13 protein-coding genes and 1 pseudogene are annotated in these 18,288 nt (G+C 47.1%); 8 read left to right on the plus strand and 6 right to left on the minus strand.

The window, feature by feature from the left end:
* Nucleotides 1-92: 92 nt before the first annotated feature.
* The 5 genes from OJ16_RS18415 to OJ16_RS18435 all read right to left on the minus strand — a co-directional run bounded on the left by OJ16_RS18415 (nt 93) and on the right by OJ16_RS18435 (nt 6,651).
* Nucleotides 93-1,295, minus strand: coding sequence for a sugar efflux transporter (locus tag OJ16_RS18415; RefSeq protein ID WP_040992812.1), 1,203 nt, complete (start codon nt 1,293-1,295; stop codon nt 93-95).
* 276 nt (nt 1,296-1,571) lie between these two features.
* On the minus strand, nt 1,572-2,477 hold the full coding sequence (locus OJ16_RS18420) for a siderophore ABC transporter substrate-binding protein (RefSeq protein ID WP_040992814.1): 906 nt from the start codon (nt 2,475-2,477) through the stop codon (nt 1,572-1,574).
* Nucleotides 2,478-2,488: 11 nt separating this feature from the next.
* Entirely contained in the window at nt 2,489-4,405 is a 1,917-nt protein-coding gene (locus OJ16_RS18425) for a TonB-dependent receptor domain-containing protein (RefSeq protein ID WP_040992815.1), read from the minus strand.
* A 156-nt stretch (nt 4,406-4,561) separates the two neighbouring features.
* Complete coding sequence (locus OJ16_RS18430) at nt 4,562-5,896, minus strand: sensor histidine kinase (protein WP_040992817.1); 1,335 nt, start codon at nt 5,894-5,896, stop codon at nt 4,562-4,564.
* On the minus strand, nt 5,893-6,651 hold the full coding sequence (locus OJ16_RS18435) for a response regulator transcription factor (RefSeq protein WP_040992819.1): 759 nt from the start codon (nt 6,649-6,651) through the stop codon (nt 5,893-5,895). The genes OJ16_RS18430 and OJ16_RS18435 overlap by 4 nt, the downstream gene beginning before the upstream one ends.
* A gap of 395 nt (nt 6,652-7,046) precedes the next feature.
* Here OJ16_RS18435 and OJ16_RS18440 point away from each other — a divergent pair, with 395 nt between their 5' ends.
* The 8 genes and pseudogenes from OJ16_RS18440 (at nt 7,047) to OJ16_RS18475 (ending at nt 17,819) form a co-directional block, all read left to right on the plus strand.
* Entirely contained in the window at nt 7,047-8,594 is a 1,548-nt protein-coding gene (locus OJ16_RS18440) for an arylsulfatase (protein WP_040992821.1), read from the plus strand.
* Nucleotides 8,595-8,760: 166 nt separating this feature from the next.
* Nucleotides 8,761-11,061 (plus strand): multiheme c-type cytochrome, encoded by a 2,301-nt coding sequence (locus OJ16_RS18445; RefSeq protein WP_082030288.1) that lies wholly within the window; start codon nt 8,761-8,763, stop codon nt 11,059-11,061.
* A gap of 124 nt (nt 11,062-11,185) precedes the next feature.
* Nucleotides 11,186-12,169 (plus strand): AAA family ATPase, encoded by a 984-nt coding sequence (locus OJ16_RS18450; RefSeq protein ID WP_040992823.1) that lies wholly within the window; start codon nt 11,186-11,188, stop codon nt 12,167-12,169.
* Nucleotides 12,170-12,180: 11 nt separating this feature from the next.
* Nucleotides 12,181-13,143 carry a DUF58 domain-containing protein gene (locus tag OJ16_RS18455; RefSeq protein WP_040992825.1) on the plus strand — a complete coding sequence of 321 codons (963 nt, stop codon included), beginning with the start codon at nt 12,181-12,183 and terminating at the stop codon, nt 13,141-13,143.
* Nucleotides 13,144-13,701, plus strand: a complete 558-nt coding sequence (locus OJ16_RS18460) for a DUF4381 domain-containing protein (RefSeq protein ID WP_052810347.1) — start codon at nt 13,144-13,146, stop codon at nt 13,699-13,701.
* A complete protein-coding gene (locus OJ16_RS18465; RefSeq protein WP_040992827.1) occupies nt 13,698-14,789 on the plus strand; it encodes a vWA domain-containing protein in 1,092 nt (363 codons plus the stop codon). Before OJ16_RS18460 ends, OJ16_RS18465 begins: the two co-directional genes overlap by 4 nt.
* Before the next feature lie 49 nt (nt 14,790-14,838).
* Nucleotides 14,839-16,434, plus strand: a pseudogene (locus tag OJ16_RS18470) (VWA domain-containing protein); the annotation flags it as partial.
* Between the two features lie 44 nt (nt 16,435-16,478).
* Nucleotides 16,479-17,819 (plus strand): BatD family protein, encoded by a 1,341-nt coding sequence (locus OJ16_RS18475; RefSeq protein WP_152613878.1) that lies wholly within the window; start codon nt 16,479-16,481, stop codon nt 17,817-17,819.
* A 53-nt stretch (nt 17,820-17,872) separates the two neighbouring features.
* On the opposite strand, the gene OJ16_RS18480 is transcribed toward OJ16_RS18475, so the two are convergent.
* Nucleotides 17,873-18,208 (minus strand): YgiW/YdeI family stress tolerance OB fold protein, encoded by a 336-nt coding sequence (locus OJ16_RS18480; RefSeq protein ID WP_040992829.1) that lies wholly within the window; start codon nt 18,206-18,208, stop codon nt 17,873-17,875.
* Nucleotides 18,209-18,288: the final 80 nt, after the last annotated feature.

Below are 18,288 nucleotides of genomic sequence, written 5' to 3' on the forward strand. Positions count from 1 at the left end.
GATTGCGATGAGCGTCAGTTGTTGTGGTTTGAATGGTGACAATTTAAGCCATGTCACCGATTCAAAAAAAAGCCGCGCGCTTTTTCTGCACTCTAACGAATGGGGCTCGACTCTTTGTACTGGTTATCCGTTTGATGACTCAACATAAATAGAGACAGCATCACTAAAGCGCAGAGGATCGCGCATAGGCTAGAGATCAGAATCATTCGATAGCCAAAATATTGCGAAATAATGCCCATCGAACTGGTGCCGATCATCGTGCCCACGAGCATCGCGTTGGTGTAAATCGCAGAGGCTTTACCAATACTTTTAGGCGCATAATCTTGCATGATTGTGACGCCTAATCCGACGAAAATACCGAAAAAGATCCCGTTCAATACCTGCAACGCGATGAGGGCGGGCATGGATTGAACAAACAACATGCCTGAGTAAAACAGAACGGCGGCGATGAAGCCTGCGCGGATCACTGCGGGTTTACCCCAGCGCTGTGCCCAATTTACTGCAAGCAGCATAATCGGAATTTCGACTGCAGCCGTTAAACCAAACAGAAAACCTGGATAGGAAGTCGGCAGTCCCATCTCTTGGGTTACGAGTAGCGGCATGCCATTGATGTAAGTACTGTTGCCGATGTTGGCGAGTAAAATAATAAACGCCAATTGCCACACCTCTTTTGCGAGTGGTGACTTTTGTTGAGGTTGGATTTTAGACTGGGTAACGTTGGGGTTTTCTAGACGTAAACCTACGATAAGGATCACCGCTAAAGCAAAGGCGACAGACAAATAATAGTTGGTGGTAAATCCGAGTTTATCGACAGAAATAAAAGCCATCGGTGGGCCAATGATCCACAACAGTGAAACGGATGAACGCATTTGAGAATTCAATTTGGCACTGTTTTGCCCGCTATTGTCAGCGTGTTTACGGACAATCGTTAAAATAAGTGGAATAGAGGACGATGCGATGGGCATTAAAGTGCAGCCAATGAGCAAGGCATGCCAAAAGGTACGAGCAAAAGAGAACCCGACGGCCGAAGCAATAATTCCGAACACGGCAAACATAAAAAGAGGTTTGCTTGAGACGCCTTTATCGATTAATCCTGTCAGCGTTTGGCTGACAATGATTGTAATGATTGCCGTCAACGTTGTGTAAATGCCCAAATAAGCGGGCGGCGCATTGAGCTCAGTGATTAAAAACAGGCTCATGACTGGGAGAATAAAAGCAAAGGCGAGGGCGGTCACGCTATTGATGGCAAAAAGAACACCGTTTTGGCCGCTAAATAATGTACCGATACTGCGCAATAGAAGACTCTCTTTAAAATACACTTGGTGTGATGATGACGGTCGCGACCGTAGTGTAACGGGTATTTGCAATCGCGCGATGGATAAAGTGGTGGGGTTATTTGACCTCGCTCGCAAAATAATGTCGGTGCTATGTCGCCGATCAAATTTGTCGATTTACGTTAGGCGAGTGTACGTTTTGGATCAAAAATGCCGTGAGATCTCGCTCACGGCATAAATGCGCCAAACACGGCGTTAAGAGTGCCCGCTTCAGTGTTTATAAGTTGATCTCGATGGCTATTCTAGTGCCATTGTAATGTCGTTGATCATAATCTCTGTCGCCGTGATACCACCGGCGGAGAGGTACCAAGCTTGTGGGTTTAACTCCGTGATGCGTCCGTCTTTCGCCGCATTGGTTTGTTTGATTAAAGCATTGCTAAAGCCTTTTTTTGCCGAACCAGATTCTCGCCCAATCGCTTTGTCGCGATCCATCACCAATAGATAGTCTGGGTTGGCCTCGGCGATAAACTCATAGCTAATCAAATTACCGTGCGCAGCGGTTTCATCATTATCGACGATCTCTTTGAAGCCAAATTCGTTAAAAATGGCATCGTATCTGGAGCCGGCACCAAAAGTGGCAATATTGTCACCATTGGCCATAACCATCAGGGCTTGAGCATTTTGTGCCAATGCGCGTTGTTGAATCGCGGTGATTCGCCCATCCGTCACTTTTATGATGCGTTCTATTTCAGCTTGTTGTTGTAAGAGTTGTCCCATCATTCGCCATGCTTTTTGGGTTGAAGGCCAAAACTGACGGGCGTCAACCGTGAAAGCAACGGTTGGGGCAATGTTGCTCAACTCATCGTAAGCTGGTGTGCTGCGATTGCTAACAATAATGAGGTCTGGCTTTAGAGTGTAAATCGTCTCAAAGTCAGGTTCATGCAATGTCCCTACGCTGACGTAACGCTCCGCTTGATACTTAGTGAGATAATCAGGCATTGGGTGCTTTACGACGCCAATGGGTTCGATTCTTAAATAATCCATGACATCTAACGCATCCATACCAAGCACAACCACTCTGCTTGGCTGGGTTGGTAGAGTGGTTGTGCCTAATGGATGCTCGACCACAATTGATTGGCTGATAGCGCTGGAAGAGACCGCCCAAAGGGCGGCCATTAGCCACTGACGGGCTGCTTTAAACATAAGGCCGTCCTTTAAAATGCGTAGCTAAGATTGAATCGAACATCACGGCCAGGGGAGGCGTAGCCTTTGGCGACTTCGCTACCAATAATGCCAACGTAGGTGCCATGATCGAAGTATTGTTTGTCGAATACATTTTTAACCGACAAGGTTAATAATAATTCTTCACTGGTGATTGGCTGCCACTGTGCATAGAGATCATGAACACCGTAACCGGCTTTTTCAGGATAGGTTGTGGCATCGGCGGTATAAGAGAGGCGTTCAACGAAAGTCGATGTCCAGCCAAACTGCAGCGCTTGAGATAAGGTGTAGTTGAGATCAAGCACCCATGTGTCGCCAATTGACGTGCCTAACGTGCTGTCTCCATCACTCAATGGTACGCCGTTGAGCTCAGGCTTAGATTGGTTGTAGCTTAGTTGCGTCGACAAATTTCCGAAATGAGTGCCGACATACGCCGTCACACCCGTTGTGACCAGTTCGCCGACATTGGTGTAGTTGCCTGTGACGGAATCTTTATCCACCACATCTTTAATCCGGCTATCGAATACCGTGATCCCAGCAAAGAAGTTATCTTTAAGCACGCGGGTACCAAACTCGAAGTTTTTTGCACGTTCTGGACCACGGTTAGGATCGTTTTCACGCCAGTCGATGATAAAGAGCTCTTTCGCCGTTTGGCCACGAAATGCTTCTGCATAGTTAGCGAACATCACAACACCGGAAGCGACTTCGTAGTCGATGCCGATGTTTGGGCTGAAGCCAGAAGATTCAAAATCTTGATCGACATTATCCGTCAGTTGATACCAGTCGTAACGCGCGCCTGCGCTGAGCAGTATGGTGTCGGTAATTTGCCAATCATCTTGCACAAACAGACCGTAAACTTTGCCTTTTTCATAGTCAAAACGGTTTCCGTCCCAGTTGGTTTCAAATTCAGATTCATCATCACGATAATCAGCACCCACAATCAGAGTGTGTTTTTCAAACGATGCAGTGTTGAACAGTTTTCCGCCAAAGGTCTCGATTGAGCCATCGCTCGTGCCCCAAAGTGGGTTGTCTAAGTGCGAGATTCGAGAGCGAGTGTTATAGACCGTCGCATCAAGAGCAATGTAATTACCTTGGGTATATCGATAGTTACCGGTGATGGTCTCGCGGTCTGCTTCTTGTTGTAGAGGCGTGTTTTTAAAACTAGGTTGGAAGTGCGGTTTGGTCAGACGCGCGCCATCATCTTCACGGAAATCATAAGCCAATGAAATATAATGATTTGAATTGATTTGTCCGGAAAGCTTGATGAGACCAACATGTTGTTCCGTTGCCGTATAGGGTTGTTCGTCACCGTTGCCATTTTTGATGTTATCGCTATCAATATAGCCGTAGGTCGCCAGGAGTCCGAGTCCTTCGGTGATTTCACCATATAAACTGGCAGAGTATTTTTGACCCTTGTTATTGGTGTAATAACCGCTTTTGATTTGTGCACCAAATGTTTCGCCACTATGCAGTAAGTCATGAGCATCTTTGGTTTTAAACTGAATTGCGCCACCTAATGCGCCGGGGCCATTGGTCGCTCGACCAGCACCAGCACTAATATCAACTTGTTTAAGCAATTCAGGTTCAATCGATAAACGGCCTTGGTGGTGAAATAAATTGCTGGTCTGCTGGGCACCATCAATCGTGACATTAAGCATGGTATCTTCTAAACCGCGCACATAAATTTTCTGACTGATCCCCGATGAACCTCCCACCGTGACTTCAGGATCGTTACGAAAGATATCATTGAGGTCACTTGCTTGACGTTTAGAGAGATCTTCCGCGGTGATGATGGTATCAACGCCAATCAACTGTTGGCCTGTCACTTCGATGACTTCCGTTTCTTGCGCTGAGGTTGAAAATGCAATGAGGGCGAGCGCCACAGGGCTTAACTTAAATACGGTATCCATTCCCGTAAACTCCTTGATTAAATGAGAATTATTATCGGTTGTGGATATTGAAGATTTGCCCCTGCGGAGTAAATGACTTTTACAACTGTTACAAATCAATGACAGGCTTAGCAATAGAATGCGTCACAACGGCATCATTAATAATAAAATCAGGCATTAAGAAGGCAGTTCGATCACCATATCGAGCCCACTCGCACGACGATTTTTGGCCTCTATAGTGCCGTTCACCGCTTCGATATGACGCTTTGCGAGAGCAAGCCCAACCCCAAAGCCTTTGCGAGCACCTTGTTGGTTGTTGGCTTTAAAGAAAGGGCGAAAGATCGTTTTAGTCAGTGATGGCTCAAGTCCCGGGCCGGAGTCAGAAATCGTGATATGAACGGCGCGCTGTGACAAGCAGGCAGTCACAATCAAAATATCGCCTGCTGGCGTGTAGCGTAAGCCATTACGAATGATGTTTTCTAGGGCTTGAGAAAGCGCCCGCTGATTGGAGTGGGTCAAAGGTATGGATGCTGGGATGTTGCACGAGATCGTTCGATCTGGATACTCAAACCGAGCATCGTCAATAATCGCATCCAACAATTCAACTAGGTCAAATGACTCTTGGCATAGGTTTGGTCGTTCATTCTCCAGCCATGCCAATGTGAGAGTGTCTTCCGCCATCTGGCGAATGTTTTTCACCTCGGATCGAATTCTTTCGACCATGGTATCGGTATCGATATGGTTCTCTACACAGTCAGTGGCCATTTCGACACGCGCAAGGGGCGTGCGTATTTCATGGGACATTTCAGCGATCAGATTACGATTGTGCTCAATAACACGTTCGGTTCGGTCTGCCATCATGTCGAAGGTTTTCGCCACATGACTGACCTCATCGTCACCAAGGGGGAGATAATCGCTCACCCTTGCTTGATAATTACCTTGGCTAAAGGCTTTGGTGGCTTGCTGAAAACCACGCAAAGGGCGCATAACAGATCGGTATAGATAAACGGTTAAACTCAGCAGGGCAATAAAAGGAATCACGACACGGAATAACCAAAATGCATGCGACATATAGCCTCCCGGACGCATACGTTCGGGTAATATAATCAAAAAGTGGTGATTGCTGGGTGACAGGGCGACTTCCATTATTGGGTTATCGGGGAAATCGAGGTGAATTTTCCATTCGACGTTTCGGCCTATCCCGTAACCAGACCAAAAACGGGGATTAAGCCCGTTGCCACTGACCACATCAATTTGGGATTTAACCACCGTTACCCAGGTGTTTTCCTGGGAGGCGAGTTGGGCTAACCACTCGTCCAGACCTTGATGATCGCGGTCATCGATAAACTGCTGCGCGGTTACGCCCCAATCGAGAATTTCTTGTTGATGCTGTTGGGCTAAATAGCTCATTTTTTCATTAGATATGAGTGCAGCGCTATGCAGTAAAGAAAAAAAGATAACGCCGCCTAAGGCGAGCACAATAAATAGTCGCCAAAAGAGTACTCGTCTCATTTGATCATATACCCCTTTCCATGAACCGTTTGGATGCGACCTTGCGCCATACCAAGCGCGGATAACAGTTTTCTCACTCGGCTTAAGTGCATATCGACTGCGCGATCATAGGGGCTAAACTCACGTTCTAGCACGGCTTGATAGAGAAAAGGCTTACTTTGTACCAAGCCTTTATGTTGTATCAGTGTCCAAAGTAACTTGAATTGGATCGGGGTGAAGACCACGGGTTCTTCGTTGTTTTCGCTTGTCACGGTAACTTGATAAGTTTGCCTATCGAGCGTTAGTTCTTGATAACTTAAGTAACGGGAAGACGTTGGGGTAGCCAATTGTTGGGTTCGGCGAAGTACCGCTTCAATTCTTAGTTTTACCTCCTCAAAATTACATGGCTTGCTAATGTAATCATCCGCACCATAGCGCAATCCTTTTATACGATGTTCTTCAGCACCATAGGCGGTCAGCATAATGACGGGGGTTCGTGAATGAGAGCGGACGTATTTTAGTAGCCCAAAACCATCGATGTTAGGGATGTTGACATCAAGCAGTATTAGGTCAAATTGGCGCATTTTGAGTAGAGTTAACGCTTTGGCTCCACACTCAACATTGGAAATGCAATAGCGCTCGTTTTGTAGCAGGGCGGTCAATTGATGATTGAGATTACGATCATCCTCGACCAGAAGGATCGATAACGCAGAGGTACTACTCTCGTTATCAAATGATGAAGTGGTTGCTGAGCCTGTGGGTAATGCGTCAAACATCATAATCTACCTAAGTGAATATGATTCGCATTATCAATTATATTGTTTTAACTTTCAATTTACGCAAAAGGATATGTTGCGTAAATGTGTGTCTAATTGTGATTTTTTTTCGATGACCCGCAAAAGTAGGGCGGTAGCTATTGATAAATAGAGGTTTTGAGTCAAAGGAAGGATGATTAGTCATTGGGTCATTTAACCCGTGTCCGTTATCGCTTTCAGTCGCCCCTCAACGCCCGATATTCATCCTCTTCTAGATGGTTTTTACGCTATTTTCGTCGTCATATCCGAGCGGTGAATCGCCGCGAAATGTAATGCAATCTAATTCGCATTACCCAGATTTTTGAACTATATCTTTCTGGGCAGGATGCATATATTTTACGAAACAAGAGGTTATTATGACAATGAAATATGGCGTCAAACGCCGATTAGCAATACTGGCTACCGCCCTGCTCGGGGCGACAGGCAGCAGTATTGCCGCGGAAAAACCAAACATACTTGTCATATGGGGAGATGATATCGGCCAAACAAACATCAGTGCTTATACGTTTGGCCTGGTTGGCTACAAAACACCGAATATCGATTCAATTGCGAAAGAAGGCATGATGTTCACCGATTACTATGGTGAGCAGTCGTGTACTGCAGGGCGTTCTACGTTCATTACTGGGCAAACGGTTCTGCGAACAGGTTTGAGTAAAGTCGGCCTTCCTGGTGCTGATCTTGGCTTACAAGCTGAAGATGCGACCATTGCGGAAATGCTGAAACCTTTAGGTTATATGACAGGCCAATTTGGTAAAAACCACCTTGGCGACAAAGATGAACACCTTCCGACTAACCACGGCTTTGACGAATTTTTTGGCAACCTTTATCACCTAAATGCCGAGGAAGAACCGGAAAATGTAGACTACCCACAAGATCCTGAGTTTCGTAAGAAGTTCGGCCCCCGTGGTGTCATTAAATCTTATGCCGATGGCGAGATTGAAGATACTGGGCCTTTAACGCGCAAGCGTATGGAAACGGTTGATGAAGAAACACTGGATGCCGCGCTTGATTTTATGGACCGCGCCGTCAAAGCGGATAAACCGTTCTTTGTTTGGTGGAACGCCACTCGAATGCACTTCCGCACTCACGTTAAAGATGAGAACTTAGGAAAAACAGGGATCAGCTTTTACGCAGATGGGATGGTTGAGCACGATAACCATGTCGGCGAATTACTCAAAAAAGTGGATGAGCTTGGCATTAAAGACAACACCATTGTGTTCTATTCAACCGATAACGGTCCGCATATGAACTCGTGGCCTGATGCGGGTTTAACGCCGTTCCGTGGTGAGAAGAACACCAACTGGGAAGGGGCTTATCGCGTGCCTGCCATGGTCCGTTGGCCAGGTAAAATAGAACCGGGTTCAGTTTCTAACGAGATCATGCACCACATGGACTGGATGCCTACATTTGTGGCCGCTGCGGGTGATGACCAAATCAAAGAGAAACTATTGGAAGGTTACACCGCTGGTGATAAAGAATTTAAAGTTCACCTTGATGGTTACAACTTCCTCCCGTATCTAACGGGCGAGATTGATAAAGGCCCTCGTGAAGAAATATTCTACTTCACCGATGATGGTGATTTGAGTTCGCTTCGTTACCATAACTGGAAGATTGTTTTCCTCGAGCAGCGAGCGAAAGGCACACTGCGTATTTGGGCGGAACCCTTCACGGCACTGCGCGTGCCTAAAATCTTTAACCTACGCATGGACCCATATGAAATTGCGGACGTGACGTCGAATACTTACTACGATTGGATGCTCGATCGCGCTTATATGTTGGTTCCGGCACAGGCTTATGTGGGTAAATTCTTAGAAACCTTTGAAGAGTTCCCGCCAAGGCAGGAAGCGGCAAGTTTCAGCTTGGATCAGGTAATGGAAAAATTACAAGAGAATCCAAATAAGTAATCTCTGGTAAATTAAAGCAAACAACAGGGCTCTTCGGAGCCCTAATTTTTTGTAAATAAAGGGAAAGTTCATTTATGTTCGTCTATATTGATAAGTGGCCAATGGTCATTTAGTTAGGCCGCAAGGATTGTGGTACCAATCGATAAAAATTATAACAAGGACAGGCATGCTCTCACATGGATGGTCAATAAGGATATTGGCTCAGCGCATCTTGATGATAGCGCTTTTGATCGCTTTCATGGCGCAAACCAACGTCAATGCCGCAGAGGCGGAATTTGTTGGCGCAGAACAATGCATTGATTGCCATGCTGAGGAGGTTCAGGCTTGGCAGGGTTCCCACCATGATATGGCCATGAAACACGCCGATGCTGCCTCTGTTCTGGGAAACTTTAATGACCAAAAGATTCGCCACAAAGGCCAAGAAAACCGCTTCTATAAAAAAAATGACCAGTTTTGGGTCGCTTTAGAAGACGCCACTGGTGACGTGGTGGATTACCAAATACTTTATACCTTTGGCTTCGAGCCCTTGCAGCAATACATGGTGGCGTTCGACGATGGCCGCATCCAACTTATCCCCTATGCTTGGGATTCTCGCCCTAAAGATGAGGGGGGCCAACGCTGGTTTCATCTCTACCCAGACACACTCCCGACCGATGAATTTTATTGGACCAACAGTGGTCAGAACTGGAATTTCATGTGTGCCGATTGCCATTCAACAAATTTAGAAAAAAATTATGATGCTGAGAGCAATCAGTATCAAACCACATGGTCAGAAATCAATGTCAGTTGTGAGGCGTGCCATGGCCCTGCCAGTAAACACGTCGCGCAAGCCAAACAACAGAAACCCGAAGGTAACCACTACGGGTTTAACCATGATCTTTCTGCGGCAGTAAAAGAATGGGTATTTGAGCAGGGACACAAAACGCTGCAACCCAAAAATATAGAGCCAACCGGTCAATTGCAGGCGTGCGCGCAATGCCACAGTAGACGAACGCAATTGAATGAAACAGAGGATCATGTTCAATCGTCATTTTTCGATAAATACCGCCTTAATTTGATTGCCCCTGAGCAATACCATTCGGATGGGCAAATCTTCGATGAAGATTATGTTTATGGTTCATTCCTACAATCGAAGATGGCGAAGAGTGGGGTAACGTGCACCAACTGCCACGATCCTCATACGGCCAAGCTGAAATTCCCAGAGCAACAAGTATGTAGCCAATGCCACCTAGCCTCGGAATATACCCCTGAGAAGCACACTTTCCATTTGCCAGAGAGTGAGGCTTCGCAATGCACGAGTTGCCATATGCCGGAAACCACGTATATGGAAGTGGATCCGCGCAGAGACCACAGTTGGCATGTCCCTCGTCCTGATTTGAGTCAACACATTAATACGCCAAACGTATGCACGGGTTGCCATGAAGATCAGACCAATCAATGGGCGGCAACACAGCTACAGCAATGGTTCCCTGATTCAGACTATCAAAGCGCTCAACATGTCGCCGTTGCTTTTTATGCCGACTCGATTGGGCATCGTGGTGCGGCGGATGCGTTAGCGTATTTTGCTCAAGACTCTTCCTTAAGCGAGATTATGCGCGCTTCAGCATTGGAAAGAATGAGCGGCGATCAAGGTAAGAATACGTTGGTGGCGCTCGCTCGGGCAGTGAAACATGATAATGAAATGATACGTTTAGGCGCGATTGCGGGCTCGTCAGGTTATGAGCTGAATGATCGCTGGCAAATTATCTCGCCCTTATTACAAGATGAGGTCTTGTCGGTGCGCGCCGAAACCGCAGGGGCGCTGGTGGTGTATTGGTCACAAATGAACGCTGATCAGAAAAAGCGCATGGCGATGCCGCTAGAAGAATACATGGAGATTCAACGCTTCAATAGTGATCGCGGATTCGGTCGAACGAATCTCGCCAATGTTTATCGTGATCTTGGTGATCTTGAGCAAGCAAAACAGGGGTATGAAGGCGCAATGACCATTGAACCCTATTATGAAAATAGCTACGTCAACTTGGCGGATCTCTATCGAATGCAAAATGATGAACAAGCAGCGCTAGAGACATTAGTTCAAGGGATCAATGCCCAACCAAAATCGAGTGCTTTGCCTTATAGCGCCGGACTCACCTTGCTGCGTTTAGGCCAACCTGAACAAGCGAACTTATATTTACAGCGAGCGGCAGAACAGGCCGTGACCAATACTCAATATTGGTACGTCTATGGCTTAGCGATGGAAAAATTTGATGTGCTGAAGGCGGCTCAAGCGCTCAACCAAGCCTTCGTGGTGGGCGGAAACCCTCAGCATCTTTATGCTCAATGTGAGGTGTTGGCGCGTAACTATAACCAGCCAAATCAACAAGACGACCGCATTGCAGAGGCATTTAAGCAATGCCGAATGGCCTTGAGCGACATTGCCTCAATCGAGGTATTGGCACAGTTGGACCATATGATCACTGAGTAGTGCGCTTAAGCGAATCGATCTCAATAGGTAATCATCCTAGGTAGAAAGAAGACGGGCATCAGACAGAACCGAGACAGAATTGAGCTAGACATGAGATAGAAAGCAGTTAAGAGAAGGGAAGCCAATGAACCACGCTCAACAAGCAATGAATCAACTAATACAGCAAACGGAAAAAAGCGTGATAGGGCAAACTCACGTTGTGCAAAGTTTAGTGATAGGACTGTTGACCAATGGTCATATATTGTTGGAAGGTTTACCGGGAACGGCCAAAACGCGCTCGGTAAAATCACTCGCGAATCTCATGAAAGCCCGTTTTGGGCGAATTCAGTTTACTCCGGATCTCTTGCCTTCTGACGTCACGGGTACAGAGGTGTATCAAGAAGTTGATGGCAAACCCCAACTGCATTTTCAACCCGGCCCAATTTTTAACAGCATTGTGTTAGCCGACGAGGTGAACCGAGCGCCAGCCAAGGTACAGGCTGCATTGCTTGAGGCAATGGCAGAAGGGACAATCACCGTTGGCGGTGAAACGCACACCTTGCCTGAGATTTTTATGGTTCTCGCGACGCAAAATCCCATTGAACAAGAAGGAACGTATCCGTTACCAGAAGCGCAAATGGACCGTTTTATCATGAAAGTGACCGTAGATTATCCGCAAGATGACGCGGAGCGCGACATCATTCGTCTCGTTCGAAGCGAAGAGTTAGGCGAAGAGAGGCATAAGAAGCCCGACAGCGACGAGGCTATCGATATCGCACTCGTGGCTGAAGCGCGACGCCAATTGTCACAAGTGGCAGTGTCTGACTTGGTGGAAAATTATATCGTTGCTTTGGTGATGGCCACGCGAGACCCTCAGCGCTATCCCGATTCTAATCTGGCTAAGTGGATTGAAGTGGGATCAAGCCCTCGCGCCTCTATCGCCTTAGATAAATGCGCTCGAGCGTATGCTTGGTTACAAGGACGAGATTACGTCACCATTGATGATGTCCGTGCTGTCACTCCCGCGGTGATGGGACATCGTTTTTCTTTGACTTATGACGCTTTGGCCGACGGTATCGATCATCCGCAAGTGGTTGTTGAACTGCTTGATAATGTCGAAATTGCTTAGAGGAGGGCGTTATGGCAAAGCCCACTCACGCGCCTCACTCTGATGTATTGGATTCAAGACTCTACTGCGACTATGCGCGATTGGTGCGCCTGCAAGCTCAAGCTGAATCCTTCACATTGTTACCACATTTGTGTGCTGGCAGTGTGTTGTCAGGTCGCCATCATTCGCTGTTTCGTGGCCGAGGGCTGAATTTTGAAGAGTTACGTCATTATCAAGTTGGCGACGATATTCGTAATCTTGATTGGAAGGTGACGATGCGCACCGGCAAACCGCATGTACGCAGTTACACCGAAGAAAAGGATCGTAATGTCATTATTTGCGTCGACCAACGAAGCGCAATGTTTTTTGCATCGACCGAAGTGATGAAATCGGTTGTGGCCGCTGAGATTGCCGCGATATGTGGTTGGCGAGTGCTGAAAGACGGTGATCGTGTCGGGTTTCTCATTGCAGCGCATAACCGATTATACCGCCATCAACCACAGCGTTCTCAAAATGCTTTGTTGTCACAGTTAAAACGGTTAGTGCAAGTAAACCAAACGCTCGATGTGACTTGTGTTGATCATGACGAGGTCAGCTTTTCTCGATGGATTGAGTTGATCAAACGAATGAAGACCAAGCAATCCACTCTTATATTGATCAGTGATTGGCATGATTGCGCCCCTCGCCATCTTGATCAACTCAAACAACTTCAGCAACACAACGATGTATTGGCCATTATGGTGAGTGATCCCTTAGAACGATCATTGCCCCAAGATTTAGCGCAAGCGAATTGGGTGGTGGGCGATGGTCAATATCAATTGAATCTTGATAGCCACGCCAAAGTTGATCTCGCCAGCGCGCATTTAACCGAAGCCAGTTCGATTCAAAGGCAAAGCCTCTCGAAACTGATGGCGATGAAAAATTTACCGCACATCGAAATTGGCACACAAGGGGACCATATTGAGCATTTCCAAAAACGTATTGGAGGTCGTTAAATGACCGAGGGTCCAGCGCCACCCAGTACTTATATTCTGCGTGAATTGCACGATGTGGCTGTGCCAGATAGTGTCAGTTGGTTGCCGCAAACCATTGGCTGGACGATCTTAGCGGCCATCGGCCTGCTTGTTATTGCCTTATGGATCTTTCGACGAATTGAGCGCTGGTGGTTTAACCGTTATCGGCAAGAAGCATTAGACGCGATAAGGGCATTTAATAAATCGGATGGGCGATTTGAGCAAGAGTTGTACACCATTTTGTCTGTCGTAACTCGTCACATTGACGGTCGATCCTCGCCTCTGTTTGGGGCTGATTTTCTCGCACAGCTAGATCAGCAAATCGAAGGCAATAGGCTTTTCTCTACGCCATTAGGGGATAAATGGTTACAAAGTCTGGTTAATCCCAAGCTGCAACTCACGAATGAAGAAAAAAACACGCTATTAGAGTGCGCGACTACTTGGATAAGGTGGCATAAATCGGGGCGATCTCCCCACCGTCTCGATATTGTGGATAGGGTCAAGGCGGGCTATTTCGCACTCAAAATGGGGGCACAATGATTGATTTTGCGTACGCCAATATTGAGTTTGTTCACCCTTGGTGGTTTGCCATTCTACCACTACCACTGGTCGTCTATTATTTTGTTCCGGCGTATCGAACCAAGCAATTAGCGATCAAAGTGCCTTTCTTTAATCATCTCGTCGATGCCATTGGCGAAGCGCCTTCTCAGGGAGCAAGTCAATTAACACCCAGTACATGGCAACGTATGACGCTCCTTTTATCATGGTTGCTGGTGGTGTGCGCGTTAGCGAAACCGACGGTGCTCGGTGAACCGCAGATCAGAGAACGGCTAGGCCGAGATGTTATGGTTGTGGTCGATCTTTCCGGCTCGATGGCGGAACAAGATTTCACGTCGGCAACAGGACGTAAAATTCATCGTTTAGAAGCGGCAAAAGAAGTGCTCACTGAGTTCGTCAGTACCCGTAGTGGGGATCGATTGGGATTAATTTTGTTTGGTGATGCTGCCTTTGTTCAAACCCCTTTTACGGCCGATCAAAACGTCTGGTTAGAACTGCTCAACCAAACGGATGTGGCGATGGCGGGCCAAAGCACACACTTAGGCGATGCTATCGGGCTCGCGATCAAAGTGTTTGAACAAAGCTCGAAAGACAAAACAGTCAGTTCTGATATGGCGGATAAGCCGATAGAAAAAGTCGCGATTGTACTGACGGATGGCAATGATACCGGCAGTTTTGTGGCGCCGATTGATGCGGCCAAAGTTGCGCAAGCGAAAGGTGTAAGACTCTATATGATCGCAATGGGTGACCCGCAAACGGTCGGGGAAGTCGCGTTAGATATGGAGACCATAGAGCGAGTGGCGCAAGTGTCGGGAGGGCGCGCATTTCAGGCGTTGAATCGAGACGATCTGGCCAGTGCGTATGAAACCATTGGAGAGCTTGAGCCACAACTGTATGAAAGTGACATTTATCGGCCCAGACAAAGTTTACACCATGACTTAATGGCGATGGTTGTGGCGATGTATTTAATCGCCTTTGGTGTGGCCACGGTCAGCCGAATACATCAGCGGGTAAGAATACGAAAAAGTACCGCGGATGTGACCATCGAGCAAGGAGACGACCGTGTTTGAAGGACAAACGTGGCAGATTGTGATCAGCCAGTTTCATTTTTTGCGTCCTATGTGGTTGTTCGCTTTTATCCCTATGGGGTTACTGATCGGATTGCGTTGGCGTGAAGACAATCGCCCCAACTGGAAAGATATATTACCGCTTCATTTACGTCAGGCGCTGACGATTGGAGAGTTAGGTTGGCGCAAACAGTTGCCGCTAAAGTTGCTCATAGTCGTGACGACGATTGCCATTATTATTTGTGCGGGCCCAAGCTGGAAGCGTCAAGCCTCTCCATTTGGTGAGGATAAAGCCTCAATGCTAGTGATATTGGATAATACGCAGTCGATGTTACAAACCGACTTACCGCCGAGTCGGTTAGATCGGGCGAAACAAAAAATTCGCGATTTATTGGCTCAGCGCAAAGGCGGTAAGACCGGTCTAGTGGTCTTTGCTGGTTCTGCGCATTTGGCGATGCCAATCACACAAGATAATCAGGTATTCATGCCATTCCTTGCGGCGATCACCCCCGAGATCATGCCAGTAGAAGGCAAGCAAGCGGAGCGCGCTTTTGCTTTAATTGACGGTCAATTAAGGCAAGAACTCGGATCAACGGTACTTCTGATTACTGATGGCGTTAACCAAGCTACGATCGACGCTTACGAGGCATTTTTTGCCGACAAACCTTACCAGCTATTGATTTTTGCGATGGGAAACTCAGATGTGGTGAGTGATGTTCCTATTGATATGGCGTCTTTAAAAGCATTGGTTAATGCCACTGGCGGGCGTCTGGTCGAAGTCACCGTTGATAATGCCGATATCGACACACTCAATCGATATATTGAGCGGAACATGCAGCTCAATGGAGAATCGTCAATGCCATGGGAAGATATGGGGTATGGACTTTTGATCCCGATGGCGATCGTCATGTTGCTGTGGTTTAGAAAAGGGTGGCTAGTGCAATGGTGCACTATAGTGACGTTGTCACTTAACCTGGTAATGCCGTGGCAAGTGATGGCCGAAACCGTATCAACCAAGGCGGCCTCGGTCGAAAAAGTTGAACCGCTAACATTGTGGGATAAAACGATACAGCGTTGGTGGGACTTGTGGCTCACGCCTGATCAGCAAGGGCAAAGACTGTTCAATCAGAATCAATACCTTGAAGCCGCAAAGCACTTTACGGACCCACTCAGAAAAGGCACGGCCTACTACTATGCACGAGAGTATAAATTGGCGCAAAGTGCGTTTATTCAGATGGAAAACGACCATGGTTTATATAATGCGGCAAGCGCGCTCGCTCGGCAGAGAGAGTATGTCAAAGCTCGTAATCTATTAAGCTCACTGCTAAAAAAAGAGACGCTGTCTCCCTCGTTACGCGCGGATGTTGAACATAATTTAGCGGTAATTTCGGGCATTGTCGAAGAAGTGAATCGCACCAGTGAAAGTCAATCCAGCTCAAGTGATGGTCCGGAGGAATCGTTGGAATTGGATGAAAGCCAACCTCAAACCGGCGATGGGGCCGATGAAGAAACGGTTGAAGCGCTCATGGTGAAAGAAACGCTGACCGCAAAGCAAATGCTGGCCGACCAAGATTTAGCCGATAAGTGGTTAAAGCGGGTTGAAGCAGACCCGAAGTATTTTCTTAAAGCCAAATTTCAAGGCGAATTGTTGAATGCGTCCGATATGTCTCATACGCAAGAGGGCGAAAATTGATGATGGATTTATTGCCAAGTGGCATGTTTAAAAAGTGGTGGTTGTTTATCATCGCCATGCTTGCGAGTGTTAGCTCGACAGCCTTGGCGACAAATCAAACCAGAACGCCTGAGTTTTCGCCTTCTTTGGTCGAAGTCACAGCATGGGTCGGTGAGTCGAGCGCTGCTCCTCCTAGCCATGATGCGGAAGAAGAGACTCGCATCCCCCAATTTAGCGTCAATGAACAAGTGGTGCTTTATATCGATGTATCGACACCACGGTGGTTTACCGGCGGCACGCGCATTCAAGCGGTTGAAATTGCAGACGTACTTGCTAAGCAGCGTAATCCACTCGCGACGAATTACACTCAGCGAAAAGGGGCGACGACCTGGTCTCATCAGCGCTGGGAAGTGACGTTATATCCCCAAAGCGCTGGCGTATTTGTGATTCCATCACTGGCGGTGAAGGTGAAAGTCTCATTACCTGAAGGCGGAAGCCGATCCGGGACCGTGGTGACCCAACCGATTCGGTTTGAGGCGAAATTGCCATCGAATTCACTGAATGATGAGACGCCTTGGCTTGCCGCGAGTGAGCTAAAAGCGACACAAAGCTGGGCATTAAGTACCGCGCAAGAGACGTCCACTCTTAAAGTGGGTGATGCGATTACTCGCACGATCAAGATTGAAGCCTCTGATACTTTATCCGTACTCATTCCCGATTTACTGGCCGGTGAGCTTGCGGAAAGTTATCAATCTTATCCGCAACCCCATCGTTTAGAAGATACACATCAGCGAGGTGATTATCGCTCGTGTCGTATAGAGCAAACGGTGTATGTGGTTCAACAAGGTGGGGCGTTGACGTTACCAGAGCATTCATTTCAATGGTGGGACACCGATAGCCGACAATTAAAAACAGTCACGTTGGCCAGCCAGACATATCATGCCAAACATACGTTGGCATCATTCATGCGCGCTTACAAGAATGGGTTGATTGCCCTTGGCGGCTTTGTTGTCATTCTGGTTGTGATCATTATTGCGGTACGACGTTATTTCCATTCTCACGCGATTCCCCCATGGTATCAATTTAGGCGGCTTATCAAAGCGGGGCAATGGGGGAAAGTGCGAGCGCTGATATACCAGCGACTGCGTGTCGAAAGGGGAGAGTTAGAATTAAGCAAGGCACGGGCTGATAGAGCTTGGCAGGAAAAATGTCAACGATTCGAGAAAGGAGAGGAAAGCGTCTCATTATTTAATCAGTTGTGGCGGGCGGTAAAAGCGAAAACATCATGTCTATGGGCGCGAGGACTGCCTAAGGCACTGCCAGAATTATCGAAAATACATGCGAAGAAACAAGATCGTTAAATATGACAAAGCCCAAATCATTAAGGAATGACTTGGGCTTTGTCGCTGAGCAATTATTTTAGTTGGACAGTATCCACGTCAATTTTGACGGATGACCATTCTGTGTCGACTTCGCCACGAATTACGACGGTATCGTTCGGAGTGACATCGACGCCCATCCAATTATCATCGTCGATTTCAATCTCAATTTCGCCGGTTTTGTCATTGAATAAATACAGCTCATTCCCCAGCGATTTAGAGATGTTACCTGTTAGGATGACAAAGCTATCATCATTAGCTTTCATCGCTTCGCTGACGGAATTAATAGAAGCGACTTCAGGGCCATTAAAAGCAGCAAAAGCGGAACTGGAAGCGAAGATTAATGCGGTGAGTGTGATTATTTTTTTCATTATATTTCCCCGTGAAAAGCTGAAATTATCTCAATACTCAGTCTGAATGCGCGTAATTCAAAGCGCTTGATACAATATAG

This window comes from Vibrio renipiscarius (assembly GCF_000827885.1).
GTDB classification, from domain to species: domain Bacteria; phylum Pseudomonadota; class Gammaproteobacteria; order Enterobacterales; family Vibrionaceae; genus Vibrio; species Vibrio renipiscarius.

What these genes read in the sequence shown, in the direction of transcription:
- OJ16_RS18420 (WP_040992814.1), bottom strand. Translation starts at nt 2,477, where the DNA reads ATGTTTAAAGCAGCCCGTCAGTGGCTAATGGCCGCCCTTTGGGCGGTC.
- OJ16_RS18425 (WP_040992815.1), bottom strand. Translation starts at nt 4,405, where the DNA reads ATGGATACCGTATTTAAGTTAAGCCCTGTGGCGCTCGCCCTCATTGCA.
- OJ16_RS18430 (WP_040992817.1), bottom strand. Translation starts at nt 5,896, where the DNA reads ATGAGACGAGTACTCTTTTGGCGACTATTTATTGTGCTCGCCTTAGGC.
- OJ16_RS18435 (WP_040992819.1), bottom strand. Translation starts at nt 6,651, where the DNA reads ATGTTTGACGCATTACCCACAGGCTCAGCAACCACTTCATCATTTGAT.
- OJ16_RS18440 (WP_040992821.1), top strand. Translation starts at nt 7,047, where the DNA reads ATGACAATGAAATATGGCGTCAAACGCCGATTAGCAATACTGGCTACC.
- OJ16_RS18445 (WP_082030288.1), top strand. Translation starts at nt 8,761, where the DNA reads ATGCTCTCACATGGATGGTCAATAAGGATATTGGCTCAGCGCATCTTG.
- OJ16_RS18450 (WP_040992823.1), top strand. Translation starts at nt 11,186, where the DNA reads ATGAACCACGCTCAACAAGCAATGAATCAACTAATACAGCAAACGGAA.
- OJ16_RS18455 (WP_040992825.1), top strand. Translation starts at nt 12,181, where the DNA reads ATGGCAAAGCCCACTCACGCGCCTCACTCTGATGTATTGGATTCAAGA.
- OJ16_RS18460 (WP_052810347.1), top strand. Translation starts at nt 13,144, where the DNA reads ATGACCGAGGGTCCAGCGCCACCCAGTACTTATATTCTGCGTGAATTG.
- OJ16_RS18465 (WP_040992827.1), top strand. Translation starts at nt 13,698, where the DNA reads ATGATTGATTTTGCGTACGCCAATATTGAGTTTGTTCACCCTTGGTGG.
- OJ16_RS18475 (WP_152613878.1), top strand. Translation starts at nt 16,479, where the DNA reads ATGATGGATTTATTGCCAAGTGGCATGTTTAAAAAGTGGTGGTTGTTT.
- OJ16_RS18480 (WP_040992829.1), bottom strand. Translation starts at nt 18,208, where the DNA reads ATGAAAAAAATAATCACACTCACCGCATTAATCTTCGCTTCCAGTTCC.